Annotated in this window: 17 protein-coding genes; 7 read left to right on the forward strand and 10 right to left on the reverse strand. The window is 32.7% G+C overall.

Annotation, left to right across the window (positions count from 1 at the left end; genetic code table 11):
- Positions 1-3 precede the first annotated feature (3 nt).
- From GBO31_RS14280 to GBO31_RS14305, 6 genes are all read right to left on the reverse strand, one after another.
- Positions 4-1350 (reverse strand): DUF3526 domain-containing protein, encoded by a 1347-nt coding sequence (locus tag GBO31_RS14280; RefSeq protein ID WP_219009036.1) that lies wholly within the window; start codon positions 1348-1350, stop codon positions 4-6.
- A complete protein-coding gene (locus tag GBO31_RS14285) occupies positions 1347-2798 on the reverse strand; it encodes an ABC transporter permease (protein ID WP_219009037.1) in 1452 nt (483 codons plus the stop codon). The genes GBO31_RS14280 and GBO31_RS14285 overlap by 4 nt, the downstream gene beginning before the upstream one ends.
- 4 nt (positions 2799-2802) lie before the next feature.
- Positions 2803-5298, reverse strand: coding sequence for a TonB-dependent receptor (locus GBO31_RS14290; RefSeq protein WP_219009038.1), 2496 nt, complete (start codon positions 5296-5298; stop codon positions 2803-2805).
- 23 nt (positions 5299-5321) lie between these two features.
- Complete coding sequence (locus GBO31_RS14295; RefSeq protein ID WP_219009039.1) at positions 5322-6017, reverse strand: ABC transporter ATP-binding protein; 696 nt, start codon at positions 6015-6017, stop codon at positions 5322-5324.
- A gap of 252 nt (positions 6018-6269) precedes the next feature.
- Positions 6270-6932 carry a GTP cyclohydrolase I FolE gene (folE, locus tag GBO31_RS14300; RefSeq protein ID WP_219009040.1) on the reverse strand — a complete coding sequence of 221 codons (663 nt, stop codon included), beginning with the start codon at positions 6930-6932 and terminating at the stop codon, positions 6270-6272.
- Between the two features lie 15 nt (positions 6933-6947).
- Complete coding sequence (locus GBO31_RS14305) at positions 6948-7352, reverse strand: MerC domain-containing protein (RefSeq protein WP_246615880.1); 405 nt, start codon at positions 7350-7352, stop codon at positions 6948-6950.
- Between the two features lie 99 nt (positions 7353-7451).
- Between GBO31_RS14305 and GBO31_RS14310 the strand changes: the two genes are divergently transcribed.
- The 5 genes from GBO31_RS14310 to GBO31_RS14330 all read left to right on the forward strand — a co-directional run bounded on the left by GBO31_RS14310 (position 7452) and on the right by GBO31_RS14330 (position 11778).
- The gene (locus GBO31_RS14310; RefSeq protein WP_219009041.1) at positions 7452-8084 is read left to right on the forward strand and encodes an ABC transporter ATP-binding protein; all 633 of its coding nucleotides are present in this window, start codon (positions 7452-7454) and stop codon (positions 8082-8084) included.
- A gap of 2 nt (positions 8085-8086) precedes the next feature.
- Complete coding sequence (locus tag GBO31_RS14315) at positions 8087-9562, forward strand: FtsX-like permease family protein (protein WP_219009042.1); 1476 nt, start codon at positions 8087-8089, stop codon at positions 9560-9562.
- Positions 9555-9998: a hypothetical protein gene (locus GBO31_RS14320; protein WP_219009043.1), complete on the forward strand. Its 444-nt coding sequence runs from the start codon at positions 9555-9557 to the stop codon at positions 9996-9998. Before GBO31_RS14315 ends, GBO31_RS14320 begins: the two co-directional genes overlap by 8 nt.
- 88 nt (positions 9999-10086) lie before the next feature.
- Positions 10087-10854 (forward strand): 5'-nucleotidase C-terminal domain-containing protein, encoded by a 768-nt coding sequence (locus tag GBO31_RS14325; RefSeq protein ID WP_219009044.1) that lies wholly within the window; start codon positions 10087-10089, stop codon positions 10852-10854.
- Between the two features lie 9 nt (positions 10855-10863).
- Positions 10864-11778 (forward strand): bifunctional metallophosphatase/5'-nucleotidase, encoded by a 915-nt coding sequence (locus GBO31_RS14330; protein ID WP_219009053.1) that lies wholly within the window; start codon positions 10864-10866, stop codon positions 11776-11778.
- An 83-nt stretch (positions 11779-11861) separates the two neighbouring features.
- Here the strand turns inward: GBO31_RS14330 and GBO31_RS14335 are convergent, their stop codons facing one another.
- The 3 genes from GBO31_RS14335 to GBO31_RS14345 all read right to left on the reverse strand — a co-directional run bounded on the left by GBO31_RS14335 (position 11862) and on the right by GBO31_RS14345 (position 14040).
- Positions 11862-12683, reverse strand: a complete 822-nt coding sequence (locus GBO31_RS14335) for a hypothetical protein (RefSeq protein ID WP_219009045.1) — start codon at positions 12681-12683, stop codon at positions 11862-11864.
- A gap of 217 nt (positions 12684-12900) precedes the next feature.
- Positions 12901-13488, reverse strand: coding sequence for a HupE/UreJ family protein (locus GBO31_RS14340; RefSeq protein ID WP_219009046.1), 588 nt, complete (start codon positions 13486-13488; stop codon positions 12901-12903).
- A 30-nt stretch (positions 13489-13518) separates the two neighbouring features.
- Entirely contained in the window at positions 13519-14040 is a 522-nt protein-coding gene (locus GBO31_RS14345; protein ID WP_219009047.1) for a DUF6702 family protein, read from the reverse strand.
- Positions 14041-14906: 866 nt separating this feature from the next.
- Between GBO31_RS14345 and GBO31_RS14350 the strand changes: the two genes are divergently transcribed.
- Complete coding sequence (locus tag GBO31_RS14350; RefSeq protein ID WP_219009048.1) at positions 14907-16169, forward strand: S8 family peptidase; 1263 nt, start codon at positions 14907-14909, stop codon at positions 16167-16169.
- Positions 16170-16236: 67 nt separating this feature from the next.
- Here the strand turns inward: GBO31_RS14350 and GBO31_RS14355 are convergent, their stop codons facing one another.
- The gene (locus GBO31_RS14355) at positions 16237-16623 is read right to left on the reverse strand and encodes a Fur family transcriptional regulator (RefSeq protein ID WP_219009049.1); all 387 of its coding nucleotides are present in this window, start codon (positions 16621-16623) and stop codon (positions 16237-16239) included.
- A gap of 186 nt (positions 16624-16809) precedes the next feature.
- On the opposite strand from GBO31_RS14355, the gene GBO31_RS14360 reads away from it, so the two are divergent.
- A partial coding sequence (locus GBO31_RS14360) for a hypothetical protein (protein ID WP_219009050.1) occupies positions 16810-17141 on the forward strand: 332 nt, incomplete at its 3' end.

The following is a 17141-nucleotide window of genomic DNA, read 5'->3' on the forward strand; positions in this document are numbered from 1 at the left end:
ATATTATAATCGTTTTGTCATTGGTACTGATATTAGTATCATCAGAATTGAGGCTATAATTAATGGTACTATACCTTTAACTGGATGTAAAGATGTTTTTGTAGTATGATATTCAGGAACAAATCTTTTCCAGTCTACTGTATTAGCATATTTACCTTCGAATACTTTTGGATAGAAAAATAATCGTAGTTTTTCATGAAATGAATCTGTAGCATTGAGATATTCTATTTGCTGATTCATGCTAGTACCCGCTAATTGATTGAATGCTAGTTGTACATGCATATTAGGAACTATTGAAGCAATTCGACTACTTGTTTGTTCTCTTAGTTGAATCTTTTCGTTGAAAGCATCTTTGTCTTTCTTAGAATCATCATCTCCCATCTGCTGCATTGCGTAATACCACAACCAATTGAATCCATCAGTTGGATATCCGTATTTTTTAAATTGTGGATAATGCTGATAAAATTTTTCGATAGTAGCTCTTTTGTCGGTATCCCATTTCACATGATAACCATCTCTTTGTGCAATTGCAGTACTTAAAGCTTCAGGTACCGGATACTTGGCAGTTACATATGCATTGGTTCCAGCTGGCACAAGAATAATTAGAACTAACCAAACGGATAAAAGTAATAAAGCATTAAAACCAGAAGATTTTTTAAAAGTTATAATAAAAAAACTTACCGTAAACCAGAAAAAAATATAAAGTATAGATAATCCCAACATCCAAAGTAGGTTAGACCCCAAAGGCAAGTCTAGAATTATTTTGGCTATCAAAAAAAGCAATAGTAGGAGTATACAAAGAAGTAGCATTCGAACTAAAAGTTTGGAAATAATAAAACCAATTTTGGATTTAGCTTGAATAGCTACTAATCTCCAAGTTCCCGTTTCTGTTTCTTCAGAAATGACATTAAAGCTTAATACAATTACCAACAATGGAAAGAGATAAATTAATACAAAAGAAAGATCAAGATTCCCAGATTGCAAATTCATTGGGTTTATTAAATCCGTATCATACTTTTGAGCTTCAAAAGTCTTAATGGTAATTCTCTTTACGGTTGGATGAACATCCGACTGACCAATAGATACCCCTGCTAATGGATTTAAGGTGTTTATGTATGCGAAATTTGCATAATAGAGTAGTAGTCCTAAATCATCATTATGTAAAGATACTTGCCTATCAAAATGCTCCTCTTGATACGTTTTCACCTCCGCAATTGCATCTTGTTGTTTTTTCAAATGCTTATTGCCAATAATAATGGCTACAACACCTAATAGTATAAGAAGTAACAAGCTTATCCATACTTCTTTAGATCTAACGCATTGTTGAAATAATAATTTATAGAATCTCATATTGCTTTTGCTCTTTTTGAAGTGAATATCAATAACCCTACTGCTCCTAATGTCCATAATATAATGGAGAATATAGCAGGGAGAGCTTCTCTCATAGAATTAGAAAATGATATAGGTTCGTGTTTAAAGTCTTCAAATTCCTCCCAGTGTTCATGACCTACAACATGGGTTTTCCCTTCTGAGCCACTTTCTTTTTTAGGACTGATGTATTCCATTTGTAATTCATTCATGGTTTGAGCTAACTGATATCTATAATCATCTGCCTTATCCTGAAAATCAGTGTAAGACGAGAAGTCAGTACTAGACATTGTCATGGATATTAATTTTATAGCAGTAAAAGGATTTATAAATGAAGAAAATCGAGTTACATCATTTTGACTTTCATAAATAGCAATCAACTTTGCTTGATGTTTTTTGTAAAGAGCAGAAGTAATTTTCTCGCCTTCGCGCATTACAAAACCAGAATAGTTGAAAGGAAGATCCGTTACTTTATCAACGTTATGAACAGTTAAAACAGAATCTCTTAAACCATTATAATGAGGATCATTTGGATTATGACTATCACCTTTTTGAATAGCTTCTTTCTCTATAGCTGATTGAAATGCTAATTTACTAGGCGTTGGGAACCAATAATTCCCCATAGCCTGTGCTGATTTTGGTAGTAGAATTACCAACAATAACCAAATACCCAATAATCGTAATAGAGCATTTTTTGGAGAATTACTACTTGTAGATATTGCAATTGTAATAGAAGATAAAATAAAAAGGAAAGCTAAGTAGCTTATTCCGATTACAAGTAATCGTAACCATCTAAAATCATTTGCGACTGAATGATCGAGTAACAAAAGAGAAATAGCTACCAATGTAATTACAGGAATAAAAAATAACAAGGAAATAGTAAAAAGCCCGATAGATTTTCCAAATAAGATTTCTTTCCAACTAGCACCTTGCGATAATAATATTTTTAAAGTTCCATTCTGTCGATCTTTTGCTACACTCGAAAAACCTATGAAAAATAAAACTAACGGTAGTACTAATTGCAGGAGTAAAGCTAGACTTAATTCGCCAAATCGCAGCGTACCTGTGGAAAAGGTTGCTTCAGAAAAATTCACACTATTTTGACGATGTGCTTCTAAAAAAACGGTACTTCCAGTGAAACTTTCCAATCCATAATCAAATATTCCTAAAGTAGAAGGAATGCGAAATGCAAAAGTCCCAAAGTGCGCCATTCTATGCGGATGTTTATCAGGATTTGCTTCCCAACTTTGTCTTGCCTTTTTCTGATGTTCTTGTCGAATATCATTTTGCGTAATGTAATTGTTTATACCACTAACAGCAGAATAAGCCATTAGTAGTATAAAAATTGTATATAATACATAAAAAGTCTTTGGAGTAGTGGCATTACTCCAAAAGTGAACTACAAATAATCGAATATTAGCCCATTGCATCTTTTTAGAATTTATAAGTTGCGGTTAACAAAAAATTTCTTGGAGCACCAGGTGCTAATCTATTTGGACTAAGACCACCTAACCAATAGGTGTCATTAAATAAGTTGTTAACTTTTAAAGTTAACTGCATATTTATGATGTTGGGTTTGTAATAAATAGCTCCATCAAATACTGTATAATCTGGTAATAATACTCTACTAGTGTTATAAGTAGGATTATACCATGTAAATCTCTCATCTACGTATTGAGCACCAAAACCAATTCCAATACCTCTTAATAGTGGAGTAGTGGTAAAATCGTATCTACCCCAAAAATTCGCATTATGCTTTGGAGCTCCTCCAATTCGTTGTCCTACAAATTCTGGGATGGCGTCTTCTTCGATAGTAGCATCGGTATAACCATAAGAAGCGGTTAATTGGAAATTAGGTAATACATAACCCGAAATGTCTGCTTCAAAACCTCTACTTCTTTGTTCTCCTCTTGTGGTTAAGTTGTCTAAGTCAAAAGTGTCTCCAAGTAAGATGTTTTTTTGAGTAATATTGAAGATTGCTAAGTTGGCAAATATTTTACCATTTAAAAATTCTGCTTTAGCACCAACTTCTATTAAGCTACTTTCTAACGGATCAAATCTACCTGGTGAGGCAGCCCAAAAAAATCCTTCTGCAGATGGGGATAATGATACTGTATTCGTATGAGGCTGAAAACCTTCTAGATACGTCGCATATGCACTTATATCATTTGTGATTTCATAAGTAATACCTAGTCTAGGCACAAAAGCATTGGTTGTAAACTCCTCTTCATTTCCTTCATAGTCAAAAATATCTTTAAACCATTCATATCGTAAGTTTACCAAAGCTGAAAATCTTCCGATCTTAAATTGATTCTGAATATATACACCATTAGATGTAGTTAAGTTTGCAGGAATTTCAAATTGCGAAAGCACATAGTTACTAGTGTTTCTAATTCCAGTAAAAGGGTTTGTTAAGTCTAAATGAGGTACTGCAGGTACCAATAGCCCATCAGCAGTTTGCTGGAAATCATTAGGGTCACTCGTTCCGGGTCTAAATCGTGCAGTAGATCCATCGTTTAATAAATAATCTCTGGAACTATTGGCTCCACCAGTTCTTCTTTCCCAACGAGAAGCATCATATCCTACTAAAATTTTGTTGGTTATATTTCCTTTTTCTATATCGTAATTAAAAAAACCACTGAAATTATCGGTATTCCAGTTTTGTTGTCTTTCTGCATATCTCATTGCCACAAGATTAGGAACAACGTCTCCATTAATATCATATGCCTGACGAAAAGCATCTGCTCTATGTTCTTGTAAATCTTCATCCCAAGTTTGCTTCATATATTGAGCATTGAAACCAAAGTTTTTCGTAAACTTTTTACTAAAGCTTGTCATGAATATGAATTCTTTAGTTTTATAGAAGTCGTTAATTGCTCCTGGATTTAAAGTGGTTGGTGTACTGTTTGGGTTATAATTATCATCCACAGCATCAAAAATGGGTTGACCTCGATCTAGATTCCCTTCAGCATTGTTATAAATCATCTCGACATTAAGCGAAGTACTCTCATTAGGAATATAACTTAAAGATGGTGAAATTAAAATAGCATTGTTATTTACGATATCTCGAAAAGAATCCGCTTCCTGAATTGCTGTATTGAAACGATATAATAGCGTTTTAGAGTCGTTTAGCGGACTTGTAAAATCAGCCGTAGCTCTCAATGTTCCAAAACTACCTGCAGAGACAGAAACTTCATTGCGATTTTCAGTTAATGGCTTTTTGGTTACCATATTTACAGTTCCTCCAGGATCTGCGCTCGAAAATGTTACAGAAGATGGACCTTTAATAACTTCAACTCGCTCAAGATGAGAAGTTATAGGTTGCAAAAAGTAGTATTGACGCGTACGCATTCCATTAAGTACTTGTCCATCATCTGCTTGAGTAATACCACGGATGTTATAATGATTGTATAAACCGGTAATCGAAACGTTACTTACTGTTTTTACAGCATCTGGTAATTGAAATGCTTGTCGGTCTGCAATAAGTTCTTTAGTTACTGCAGCTACTACCTGCGGTAATTCTTTGTTTTTAATAGCTACTTTAGTCGCGGAAAAAGAATAATCACTATTGTAATCTTTTCTTACACGACCTACAACTTCTACAGTTTGTAATTGTTCTGTTCCTTCTTCTAATTGAATAGTCCCTATATCATAGGTCGAACTGTTTTCAATTTCTAAAGTACTGGTATGAGGTTGAAAACCTAAATAACGAACTTGAATAGTATATGTGCCAGATGGCGCATCAATTTCAAATTTTCCAGATCCATCCGTAAGTTTTCCAAAAGTATTGGCATTGCTTTCTAAAGAAATCGTGGCGCCTACAATTGGAGTATTTTGAGCATCCACGATGGTTCCTGTAACTTGTATTTGCGCAAAAGCAGCACAACTACAAATCAGTAGTAGTATAGGTAGTGGTTTTAAGAGTTTCATTGTGTGAATTAGTTTGTTTACGTTTAGATTGTTTTTAAGTATAATTCTTGTAGTTCTTCTGCAGTGATAGCATCAGTTTCTGAGGTATGTATCAATTTCCCTTCTTTCATAATACCAATTTTAGTTCCTACATTAACAGCGTTAAAGATGTCATGAGTAGCCATAAAAATAGCCTTGCCATCGTTGCTTAGCTCTTTACATATTTTAGTAAATTCTAGAGTAGCTTTAGGGTCTAAACCAGAAATCGGTTCATCCATAAAAATATAATCTGCATTTTTAGAAAGTGCAATGGCAATACCAACTTTTTGCCTCATTCCTTTAGAATAAGAAGACAGTTTATTTTGATGAGCACTTTCTTGTAGGCCAGCTTTTACTAGAAATTCAGATAATTCTGAATTTGTGTATTTAAATCCAGCTAATCTGCTAAAAAAGTCAAGGTTTTCAATACCAGAAAGGTTTTCGTAAAGCTGAACTACTTCTGGAATATAGGCGATCATTTGTGTGGTCTTATTACTATTTGGAGTAACTGTGATACCATTCACTTGAGCTTCACCACTGGTGGCTTCAATTAAGCCCAGAAACAGATTAATTGTAGTGGTTTTACCGGCTCCATTTTGACCTAATAGACAAAAAATTTCGCCTTTATCGACGGATAAATTTAATTGATTGAGAGCTTGGTGTTTACCATAAGTTTTAGTGAGGTTTATTGCTTTGAGCATAGTATAGAGTAGTATAGGTTAGACGATTTTTGTGTGAATTCGTTTTTCAATAATTAGCTGGTAATTCAACAGAAAATTAAAGCTAAATTAAGTTGGAGTGGGGTTGTTGATAAAATCACAAGATCCACAAGAAAGCGAGCTGTACTTTACTTGTGAATTTTGTGATCTATACTTGTTGAATACTTGAAGAAATATAGAATGTAATGTGAATCGTAAATTTCTATATTTCTTTAGTATTGATTTCATAAGGATTTAACTGTTACTTTTTCCAATGATTCCTAAAAATTCATTTCGATAAAGTGGATCTGCAAATTTTCCTCCAAACTCAATGGTAGTGGTAAAACTATTTTTATCTTTTATACCTCTAGAAGATACACACAGATGTTTTGCATTTACGACAACAATAACATCTTCTGTTCCTAAGGTAGTCTGTAAATCTTCTAAAATTTGAAGACATAGCCTTTCTTGCACCTGTGGGCGATGAGAGTAATAGTCTACTAATCTATTAATTTTAGATAATCCAATTACTTTATCTTTTGGAATATAACCTACACTGGCTGTACCTACTATTGGTAGGAAGTGATGTTCACAAGCAGAGTCAATATTAATGTTTTGTTCTACAAGGATTTTTTGATACTTGTAGTTGTTTTGGAATGTAGATGTTTTTGGACGATTCTTAGGATTAAGACCATAAAAGAGTTCCTTTACATACATCTTAGCAAATCTGTAAGGTGTCCCTGATAAACTATCATCTGTAAGATCAAGACCAAGTTCTTTCATGATCTCTCCAAAATGATATTGTATATTCTTTATTTTTTCATCATCAGATTTTTCAAAAGCATCAGCTCGTAAGGGTGTTTTCGTAGCACTGGAAATATGTGCATCACCCATCAATTCTATTTCTTCTTTATTCATTGTGCCTATTATAAATTAATTTTTATTACATTCTTCATTGTCACATCTGCAGTACTTTTGATTATAAAAATGTAAACCAACTAAGGAAATTGCAATTACATAAATAACTCCTTCTCCTAAGTGAATCAGTTCAAGTTTTTCATTCATTATACAGATAAATAGAAGAGACCATAGAATCCAAAACATATATTTTACAACAGGTTTAGTTGTATGCTTCGTAGTCCAATAAATTGCTATGAATGACAATCCTAAAAAGATATAATCCATGGATTTCCACCAAAAAGGATTTTCACTTTCAGCACTATGAGATTCTGCATGTGCAAGGAAAAGAAAAGGAGTAGCAACACAATGTAATAAACATAGGCTACTTGCTATCATTCCTAATATATCCGAGTTGCCATCTTTGTTCAGTATATTCAATGAAAACGCATTTTTAAATCCCGGCAAATATACCACTATTTTTACAATTGCAATCTTGTTGCATTAATAATATTTCTATACTTTTGACAAAACATTTCAATGRTACGAACAGCGTCTCTTGAGTTTGCTTACAAGCATTCTGAAGATCAAATTTTAAACTTTCCAAATATTGATTTGCCTCCCCAAGAGAACCTGCTGATTTTAGGAGCGTCTGGAGTAGGTAAAACGACTTTGTTACACTTGCTTGCGGGGCTTTTGCCAATCCATAAAGGAGATATTTTTATTTCTAATACTCATATGAATAAGCTGTCTAGAACGCAATTAGACCAGTTTAGAGGCGAGCATATTGGGCTTATTTTTCAAAGGACTTATTTTATAAGATCTTTAACAGTTTTAGAAAATTTAACAATCCGAGATAAATTTTTAAGAAGAAAAAGTGATCGATATCGCAGAGAAGAGCTAATTATGCAATTGGGATTGTCTGATCAGATTCATAAGAGAGTTTATCAGTTAAGTGAAGGACAACAACAACGACTTTCTATAGCCTTAGGGGTGATACATAAACCTAAGATTATATTAGCGGATGAACCAACTTCAAATTTGGATGATGCCAATTGTGAAAAAGTAGTTTCACTACTAAAAAAAGAAGCCCAGGTATGTAATAGTAATTTGGTGATTATAACGCACGATCAAAGAGTAAAATCACATTTTAGTAATCATATAATCTTATAAAATTGTTATACCTAGCGTACAAAAATCTAATCTCCAAACCGCTAAATACGGCATTAAGTGTATTATTACTAATACTAAGTATTTCATTAGCTACATTTATTTTACAGGTAAAGGAACAACTTCATCAACACTTAGAAGGAAATACTAAGCATTTTGATATGGTTATTGGAGCTAAAGGTAGCCCTTTGCAACTTGTTTTGTCTTCTATTCTTCATATAGATAATCCAACGGGTAATATTTCATTTAAAGAAGCTAAGGAAATGGGTAAAAAAGCATCGGTAAAATATACGGTGCCAGTTTCGTATGGAGATAATTATAAAGGATATAGAATTTTAGGAACTACTCATAAGTACTTAGATGTTTATCAAGCAGTTTTGCAAAGTGGTAGATTGTATACAAAATCCTTTGAAGCAGTTATCGGTAGTCAAGTTGTTAAGTCCACAAATCTACAATTGGGTGATACTTTTGTTAGTAGTCATGGTTTAGGAGAAAGTGGGGTAGAAACTCATGATGAAAAACCTTTTACTGTTACAGGAATATTAAAACCAACAGGAACAATTATTGATAATTTAGTTATTACAAATCTCGAAAGTATATGGGAAGTACATGATCACTCGGATGAAGAAGGTCATGAAGAAGGAGAGCATGATGATCACAAGAAGGAAGAGCACCATCATGAAGAAACAGAAGGTCACTCAGAAGAAGATCATGATAACCATGATAAGGAAGAGCACGATCACGATCATGATAAAGAACATTCGCACGATAATCATTCTTCAGCAGAGAATTATACATTAATCATGGAAGAAGGTCCACAACAAAATGATCATGTAAAAGAGAAGGAACATAATCATGCTGAGGAAGATCATGGTCATGCCGATGAAGAAACTGGTAAAGAAAAAGAACATGATCATTCAAAGGAACATCATGATGAGGAAAAAGAGATTACTTCATTACTGGTTAAATTTAGAAATCCAATAGGAGCGTTGCAAACTACTAGATTTATTAATGAAAAATCTACGATGCAAGCTGCAATTCCTAAATTTGAAATTGATCGTTTGATGAAATTTCTAGGAATTGGTTTTCAGACAATTAATGGGATTTCGATAGCAATATTGTTAATAGCTTCTCTTAGTATTTTTATTAACGTTATAAAAACTGTAAGAGAAAGAAAACAAGAATTAGCATTATTGCGTACTTATGGGATTAGTACTTTTCAACTTATAAAGCTTGTGTTTTTTGAAGCATTGATTTTAACAATATTAAGTGCTATTTTTGGTTGGTTACTCGGAAGGGTTGGTGTTTGGTTATTTTCAGTGTTTTCAGATACCTATGGATACGATTTCGTATTCAATATGCCCAATACAGAAGAAATTTATATGTTGATCTTAGTTTTGCTTGCAACATTACCCGCAGCTATTATTGCTTCTTTATCGTTATTAAAATTAAATGTTTCTAAAATATTAGCGGATGCGTAAATTAGTTTTCTTGATTGTTATATTCTTAGGTGCAAAATCGGCTCTCTTTTCTCAGCAAAAAATATCTTGGAATGATTTGACTGATGTGCAATTTAGCAACGTTTACAATGCAAATTATGATGAATATTTTCTTAAACCTGCATTTGGAACCTCTTTAGCATCGCTGGAAGGAAAGAAAGTAAGCCTTAGAGGATATTTTTTAGATTTTTCTTCTGATGAGGACCCATTTTTTATGGTGTCTAGAAACCCAATGGCTTCTTGTTTTTTTTGTGGTGGATCAGGTCCCGAATCTATCGTAGAGGTTATGTTTATAAAAAGGCCTAAATATAAGACAGACCAAATAGTAGAAGTTATAGGTATTCTTGAACTAAATGATGACGATGTAGATCATTGTAATTATATTCTGAAAGAAGCAACTGGTAGACTAATAGAATAAATTTTAGCAAAACTATACCATAGTTTTTAGATCGAATTACTTAAGTTTGACAACAAATTAATCAAGAAAACTTACTACTCATTTTCTAATGAAAAAGATAATTCAAAAAGGGTGTTTCCTATCTGTATTCTTACTAGTTTTTTTCTCTTGTAAGAAAAACAATTACCTACAAAAAGTAGAAGGTGTAAGAATTGAAATCAATGATACAATTCCAGATAACCCAGAAATAGAAGCTTTTATTAAGCCTTATCGAGCACATGTAAATAAAATGCTAGATAGTGCACTTGCGTATGCTCCAAAATCTTATTCTAAAGGAGATGGTGATCTAAACACCGCGATAGGTAATTTGATGGCGGATATTGTATTAGAACAGGCAAATCCTGTTTTTAAGTCTAGAACTGGAAAAACGGTGGATATGGTGTTATTGAATTATGGAGGAATACGAGCACCAATTTCAAAAGGAGCTGTAAGTGCCAGAACAGCATATCAAGTTATGCCTTTTGAGAATAGCATTATAGTTGCTGAAATGAAAGGAACTCAAATCAGAGAACTTATCCAGTACCTGCAAAAGGCAAAAAGAGCGCATCCAATTTCGGGATTACAACTCACATTGGATAGTAATTATGATGTGGTAAGTGCATTAATAAATGATAAAGAGATCGATGATAATATCTCTTATTTTGTAGCAACGAATGATTACTTGTATAACGGAGGTAGTAAAATGTATTTTTTCAAGGAGTCTGTTAATTCACATGTTTTGAATTATAAGATTCGTAATGCAATGATTGATTATTTCAAGAAAGTAGATACTATTAAACCAATGATCGATAATCGATTTATACAGATTAATAAATAAGACATAATGATGAAGCGTAGAGAATTTGTAAAAAATACAGCAATAACTACTGGTTTAGTTGCTCTAGGTGGTACAGGTTTATCGTCTTTTACAGGAAATTATACGAAAAAGATAACCATATTACATACCAACGATGTCCATAGTCATATAGATCCTTTTGGCCCGGAAGATGGTAGAAATGCTAATAAAGGTGGTGTGGCAAGAAGAGCAACCATTATAGAAAATATTAAAAAAGAGAATCCCAATACTTTACTGCTGGATGCAGGAGATATTTTTCAAGGGACTCCATATTTTAACTTTTATGGAGGTGAGTTAGAATTTAAGCTTATGAGCATGCTTAAATATGATGTAGCTACCATTGGTAATCACGATTTTGACAATGGTATTGAAGGATTACATGCACAGCTTCCTTATGCTGGATTTAAATTTGTCTCTGCTAATTATGATTTTTCGAATACGGTAATGGATACGTTTGTAAAGCCATATGAAATTCTTATCAAGGATGGTATCAAGATTGGAATATTTGGTCTTGGGATTGCTTTAGAAGGATTAGTGATGAAAGAGTTATATAAGGAAACAAAATATTTGGATCCTATTGAGATTGCTCAGGATATAACAGCAAAACTTAGAAATGAAGAAAAATGTGATCTAGTGATATGCTTGTCACATTTAGGTTATGATTATAAGAAAGAACCTAACAAAGTTGGAGATATAGGTTTGGCTGGAGCTACAGAAGATATTGATCTTATCATTGGTGGGCATACACATACATTTCTTAAAGAACCTACTATAGTAAAAAATAGAAAAGACAAAGATGTACTCGTAAATCAAGTAGGTTGTTTTGGACTGTATTTAGGAAGAATTGATTTTTATTTTGATCATCAAAAAGAAAAAATCTCTAAAGCAAGTACAATAGCAGTATAGTTAATTCAAATTATTATAAAATAAAAAAATCCAGTATTCATTCAATACTGGATTTTAATTATAATTGGTATTTATATAAAAACCTATTCTTTTAACGTTACTGTTCGATTTACTTTGTTAAAAGGTCCTGGAATTAGGTTACCTTGAGCATCAACAAGCTCTAGTTGAATAGAAACTTCTCCTAACGGAAGTCCCTTTATTACATGTGGAACCCACTCAGTAATCGTAAATTCTTTATCATTAATTTTTGCACGAACCTTGTTTCCATCAGCAGAAAGTGTGGTGTTTAAAACAAAGAAATCTAATAAAACTTGTTCCGTACCCTTTCCAGAATATTCACCTTTAGGTCTGCTGTAAATTAGTGTAGGAGCTTCCATATCTAATCCTAACTTATCCTCAGGATTTTCTCCAACTACTAGTTTACGAACCACTACTGAATTCTCATTTTTTACGGATTCATGAAAAGAACGGCTTAAGAAAGCTACTAAATGATGCACACCATCAGGAACTTCCTTTTTAAAACTTGGTTCATAATGTGCAGAGTATGGCTGATTGTTCAGAATAAAATGAATGTGTTGCCCTTTACCAGAATTTGCTAACTTTTCAGGATTTGGACCTGTCGTTTGAGCTCCCAATTCGTAATTTTCTACTTTGAAAGAAAAATCCATTTCTCCGGATTTCTTAGCAACTATTTCATTTGGAGAGTCTAGAACAAGTGCAGCATCTGCATATGCAGGAGATCCTTCTAGTTTTTCCAATGTAATTTCTGGTTTTGCTACTTCTTCAGTAACTTCGGTTTCAACTTCATCGGTTGTTTCTGCTTCCTTTTTTTCTTGTTTACAAGCAGTAAAGGTTATTGCCAGAATAAACATTTTAAGGAATAAATGTTTTGTGTGAAATTTCATTTTTTTGATTTTCAAGGGTTATTAATGTGAAATTAGTTAATTTTTTGATATATATCTGGTATATCAATAGTCACCATAATTTTAGCTCAAAAAATACAAATTATCCAAAGATTTTCATCATATCTATCGATCTTTTATTAGATTTTATTTATCATGATTTACCTTTTGCAGCAAAGTAACCGGTTTAGGTCTTTTAATCATTAAATGATCCAAGCTCTTAAGGAATGCTATAAAGAGCATTTAAAAAAATAGTAGCGGCAATACCAAAACCGGCTCCTGAAATGAAAAGATTCCATTTCAGATGTTCTCCCTTGATAAATTTAGTATATAACCAAAGAGAAAACATGAATAAAAAGACAATAAATAATTGACCAACTTCTATACCCACGTTAAAAGCAAATAACGGCATAAGAATGCTATCGGTAAATAGCATAACCTTGAAATTACTAGCAAATGCCAATCCATGAATTAAGCCAAAAACGAGGGCAATGGTATATTTTATTTTGGTGTCAGAAAATTTGCCTTCCTTCCCGTAATTAATAATATTGGCAATTGCTGTGATCATTATGGTAAAAGGAATGAGTGTGTCTATAAGTTTTGAATTGGCTGGAATTACATCTAATGCACTTAGGATTAGTGTTCCACTATGACCGATGGTAAAAGCAGTAATTATAACTAATATTTGTTTCCATTGCTCTAGTTTAAAAGCAGCACATAATGTCATAACAAATAATAAATGATCATATGCTTTAATATCTACGATATGATCCCATCCATTTATAAAAAAAGAACTTAAATTATCCATTGAGTTTTACTTATTGTAAGTTTAATATTGTTATTCTAGGTTTAGTGTTATTGGTTTGTCTAAAGAAGTAACCTCAAAGTATTTCTCAGAAATAAAAGGAGGTATTCTAACGGTCATTTTATTAGATTGTAAATACCCGAAATCTTCAAAAAACAATGTGTTTTTTATACATATTTGATCTCCTTTTTTGATAGTTGGCACCTTCTTTAAAAATTTTATAGAGAGTACATTTTGTTTTTCAAAAACCTCCGAAGAGATATAAGTAAGGGCGTATATCTCGTTATTGATAATGATTTTATAATATCTTTCAAAATATTTTTCCATTCCTCTTATGTGTTCAGGAGATAGTTCACTTGCATTAAAATCTTTAGTGAAAGTGTCATTCATACTAAAAGTAAAATCATCAATAAAAACTCTGCATTCAACCATTAAAACATTGTCCTCAGGAAAAATTTGGATTAGTGAGGAGGTTAGTTTGATAGGGTGGGAATTACTAAATGAGGTTGACAATAGTAGTAACACCCCAAGAAATACTATTTTAAAAAACTTCATAGCTTTAATATTTTGAGTTATATGTATAGGGTATTTATTACGTTAGTTTTTCTTTTGTTATTCTGAGATTTTCACTAGAATTTTCTTAGCAAGAACCTGTGATAAACTTGATTTATTCAAAAGAAAATAACTGATCGAAATATGTTAGCATAAAGGTGGGGGCTTATTATAGAGCCCTTTGGGTAAGGTTATGCAATAGTGAGATGTATAATAATCAAGATTATTCTTAAGCTTCGTGATAGAAATAAAATCATTAGATACAGCTTTGGTAAATGTGTTATCTAAAGGGAAAGTATTTTGATCAGAATTAATTATAAATTCACATAACTCACAATTCGAATGATCTTTATCATCTATGGAATGAGAAAGGGCATGTAAATTCGATATTTTTAAGAGTAAAAACATCGCAACAAATAAGAAAGAGATTGTGTTTTTATAAGAATTCCATCTCATCTTGTAAATATAGTGATTAATCCGAAGTAACGATTGTCTTTATACTATTGTAAGAAAATTATTTCATTGAGTTCAAGGTTGACTATTTTTGTTTAAAGCATCTGTTTAAGACTTAAACAGTGAAGGGATCAATTTGAATTCGAAAACGTTAATTTTAAGTTAAATTAAGCTAATTAAAAGTTAAATATTTTTGATAAATTGATTTGATTTTGTGGTGTTTTGAATAAGATTATTTTCTACCGATTGTTGTCTCAGCAGCGAGAAACACTAATGCAATAGTGTTGCAATAAAATAATAATTTTAGCTTTTTTCCCTTCAATGTTTTAATTGTTAATAGTTTTGGTTGCGGTTTTACCATAGCATTTTTTTCATTTGAATTTTTAATTTTGGGCACTAACACAAATTTAACTCATATGAAAACTTTTAGTAAACTGGCTGCGGGCGCCATGCTCTCGGCTTTGATGATCACTTCATGTCAAAATGAAAACTTTTCAGAAGGAACGGTAGAAACTATCGTTGAACCAACTAGTACGGAAGGTGAGATCATACCAGGAAAGTACATTGTTCTTTTCAAAGATTCCAAATTAGTGCCAGCTTCAAAAATTTTAGAAAAAAGATCTTTCACAAGCAGAGAGGATAAAGCTAGTGCTGTTCGAGATATCTCTGAAGTATTGGAGAAGCAAATGAACACAATTTTATCAGATAATGGTTTAGATCAGTCAAAAGTATCTGATTACTACACGACGAAAATTTCTGGAATGGCAATCAATCTTGGTGATGAAGAATTTCAAAAATTATCGAAGGATCCAAATGTTGCTGCAATCGAGTATGATAGAGTAGTGAATCTTCCAAAAGTAGAAATCGAAGAAGTGATTTCTGGAGAAACGCGTATGGCTCAAACAACTCCTTGTGGAATTACTAGAGCTGGAGGTGCTGCCAATGGTTCTGGTAGACAAGAATGGATTTGGATAATCGATTCTGGTATTGATTTAGATCACCCAGATCTTAATGTAGTTACCAATACTACGTATTCAAGATCTTTTGTAGGTGGTTCTGCAAATGACTGTAATGGTCATGGAACACACGTAGCAGGTACTGCTGCAGCTATCAGTAATGGAATTGGTGTTGTAGGTGTTTCTGCAGGTGCTCCAGTAGTATCAGTAAGAGTATTTGGATGTAGTGGTGGATCAAGTACTTCTACTATCTTATCAGGAATCAATCACGTTGGTAGATATGACTTAGCTGGTGATGTTGCAAACCTTAGTTTAGGAGGTTTCTTTGGATCTGGTTGTTCAAGTAATTCATCTTACAGAAGTGCATTATTAGCACTTGGAAATGGTGGAACAAGAGTTGCAATTGCAGCAGGAAATAGTAGTGCTAATGCTGCAAGCTATCAACCAGCATGTGTAAATGGAAATAATATATATACTGTTGCTTCAATGACTTGTAACGGTGGATTCTCTGGGTTCTCTAACTTCAATATGAATCCTATTGATGTAATCGCTACAGGAAGTAGTGTAAGAAGTACTTACTTAAATGGAGGATATGCTACTTTAAGTGGAACTTCTATGGCATCACCTCACGTAGCAGGAATCATGCATGCTAGAAATAACGGACCAAGAACATCTGGTTCAGTAAGCAATAGAGGAGAAAACTATCCTATCGCTGTAAGATAAAAAATATCATTTTATTTTATCGTTGGGATGTGTAGTTACGAAACCATTAGCTGGAGAGCTGATGGTTTCATTTTTTACATTTATTACAAATGCCAATTACCAAGAACTGAGTTTCCTGAATTGTAAATCCATCTAAATTAGGTATATGAAGTGTATTTGGCTGACAAGTAATTTCATTACATACCTGACATTCAAAATGGATGTGGTTATGAATTTTGTGAGAAGTTCCACAGCTATTACAAAGCGCATAATATGCTTTCCCGTTTTTACCAGTAATAAAATGAACTTCTCCTTTTTCGGTAAAACGATCTAAAATTCGGTATATAGTTGTTTTATTTACCTTAATAGGCATCGCTTCCATAATATCCTCTGCCGATAAAGTGTGTTCCGCTTTAGATAATATATCCTTTACTAGGTTCTGTTTCTCTGTATTCCTAGTTTTTTTTAATTCCATAATATTCTTTCATACTACTTTTAACGAGGTTAAATTAATGATTTTTTGGCCAGATTGATATAATTTTCTACATTATATCTAAAGAATTCGTTACAGTATAAAGATATTTTATAAGACATAAAAGGGAAAATTTCGTTAAAAATGTCATTTTATATACTTTTGAAACTGTAACACTAACTACATATTATGAAAACACTTAGTAAAGTAACAGTACTTGTATCAATTATTTTTTTTGTTTCCTGTAAACAAAATCCAGCAGAGACACCAGAGCATAAAGCAATGGTAGAACAGCATAATGCTATGGAAACTTCTCATGAAGCTATGGCTAAAGAGCATAGTGCGATGAAGGATGATCATCAAAATATGCTGAATAATCATAAAGACTTAGAAAATGATTCTATTCATGTTATTACAGAAAAGAAGCATATGGCTTTATTGGCAAAACATGGAGAGCTTATTGAGGCTCATAAAACTTTAATTGAGAAGCATGCAACGCTTGAAGCTAATCATGCATCTGG

Source organism: Aquimarina litoralis, from assembly GCF_019295435.1.
Classification (GTDB): domain Bacteria; phylum Bacteroidota; class Bacteroidia; order Flavobacteriales; family Flavobacteriaceae; genus Aquimarina; species Aquimarina litoralis_A.

Excerpts from the sequence above, each read along its gene's own strand:
- GBO31_RS14290 (WP_219009038.1), bottom strand. The coding sequence starts at position 5,298 with ATGAAACTCTTAAAACCACTACCTATACTACTACTGATTTGTAGTTGT.
- GBO31_RS14320 (WP_219009043.1), top strand. The coding sequence starts at position 9,555 with ATGCGTAAATTAGTTTTCTTGATTGTTATATTCTTAGGTGCAAAATCG.
- GBO31_RS14325 (WP_219009044.1), top strand. The coding sequence starts at position 10,087 with ATGAAAAAGATAATTCAAAAAGGGTGTTTCCTATCTGTATTCTTACTA.
- GBO31_RS14280 (WP_219009036.1), bottom strand. The coding sequence starts at position 1,350 with ATGAGATTCTATAAATTATTATTTCAACAATGCGTTAGATCTAAAGAA.
- folE (WP_219009040.1), bottom strand. The coding sequence starts at position 6,932 with ATGAATAAAGAAGAAATAGAATTGATGGGTGATGCACATATTTCCAGT.
- GBO31_RS14345 (WP_219009047.1), bottom strand. The coding sequence starts at position 14,040 with ATGAAGTTTTTTAAAATAGTATTTCTTGGGGTGTTACTACTATTGTCA.
- GBO31_RS14295 (WP_219009039.1), bottom strand. The coding sequence starts at position 6,017 with ATGCTCAAAGCAATAAACCTCACTAAAACTTATGGTAAACACCAAGCT.
- GBO31_RS14355 (WP_219009049.1), bottom strand. The coding sequence starts at position 16,623 with ATGGAATTAAAAAAAACTAGGAATACAGAGAAACAGAACCTAGTAAAG.
- GBO31_RS14335 (WP_219009045.1), bottom strand. The coding sequence starts at position 12,683 with ATGAAATTTCACACAAAACATTTATTCCTTAAAATGTTTATTCTGGCA.
- GBO31_RS14330 (WP_219009053.1), top strand. The coding sequence starts at position 10,864 with ATGAAGCGTAGAGAATTTGTAAAAAATACAGCAATAACTACTGGTTTA.
- GBO31_RS14285 (WP_219009037.1), bottom strand. The coding sequence starts at position 2,798 with ATGCAATGGGCTAATATTCGATTATTTGTAGTTCACTTTTGGAGTAAT.
- GBO31_RS14340 (WP_219009046.1), bottom strand. The coding sequence starts at position 13,488 with ATGGATAATTTAAGTTCTTTTTTTATAAATGGATGGGATCATATCGTA.
- GBO31_RS14350 (WP_219009048.1), top strand. The coding sequence starts at position 14,907 with ATGAAAACTTTTAGTAAACTGGCTGCGGGCGCCATGCTCTCGGCTTTG.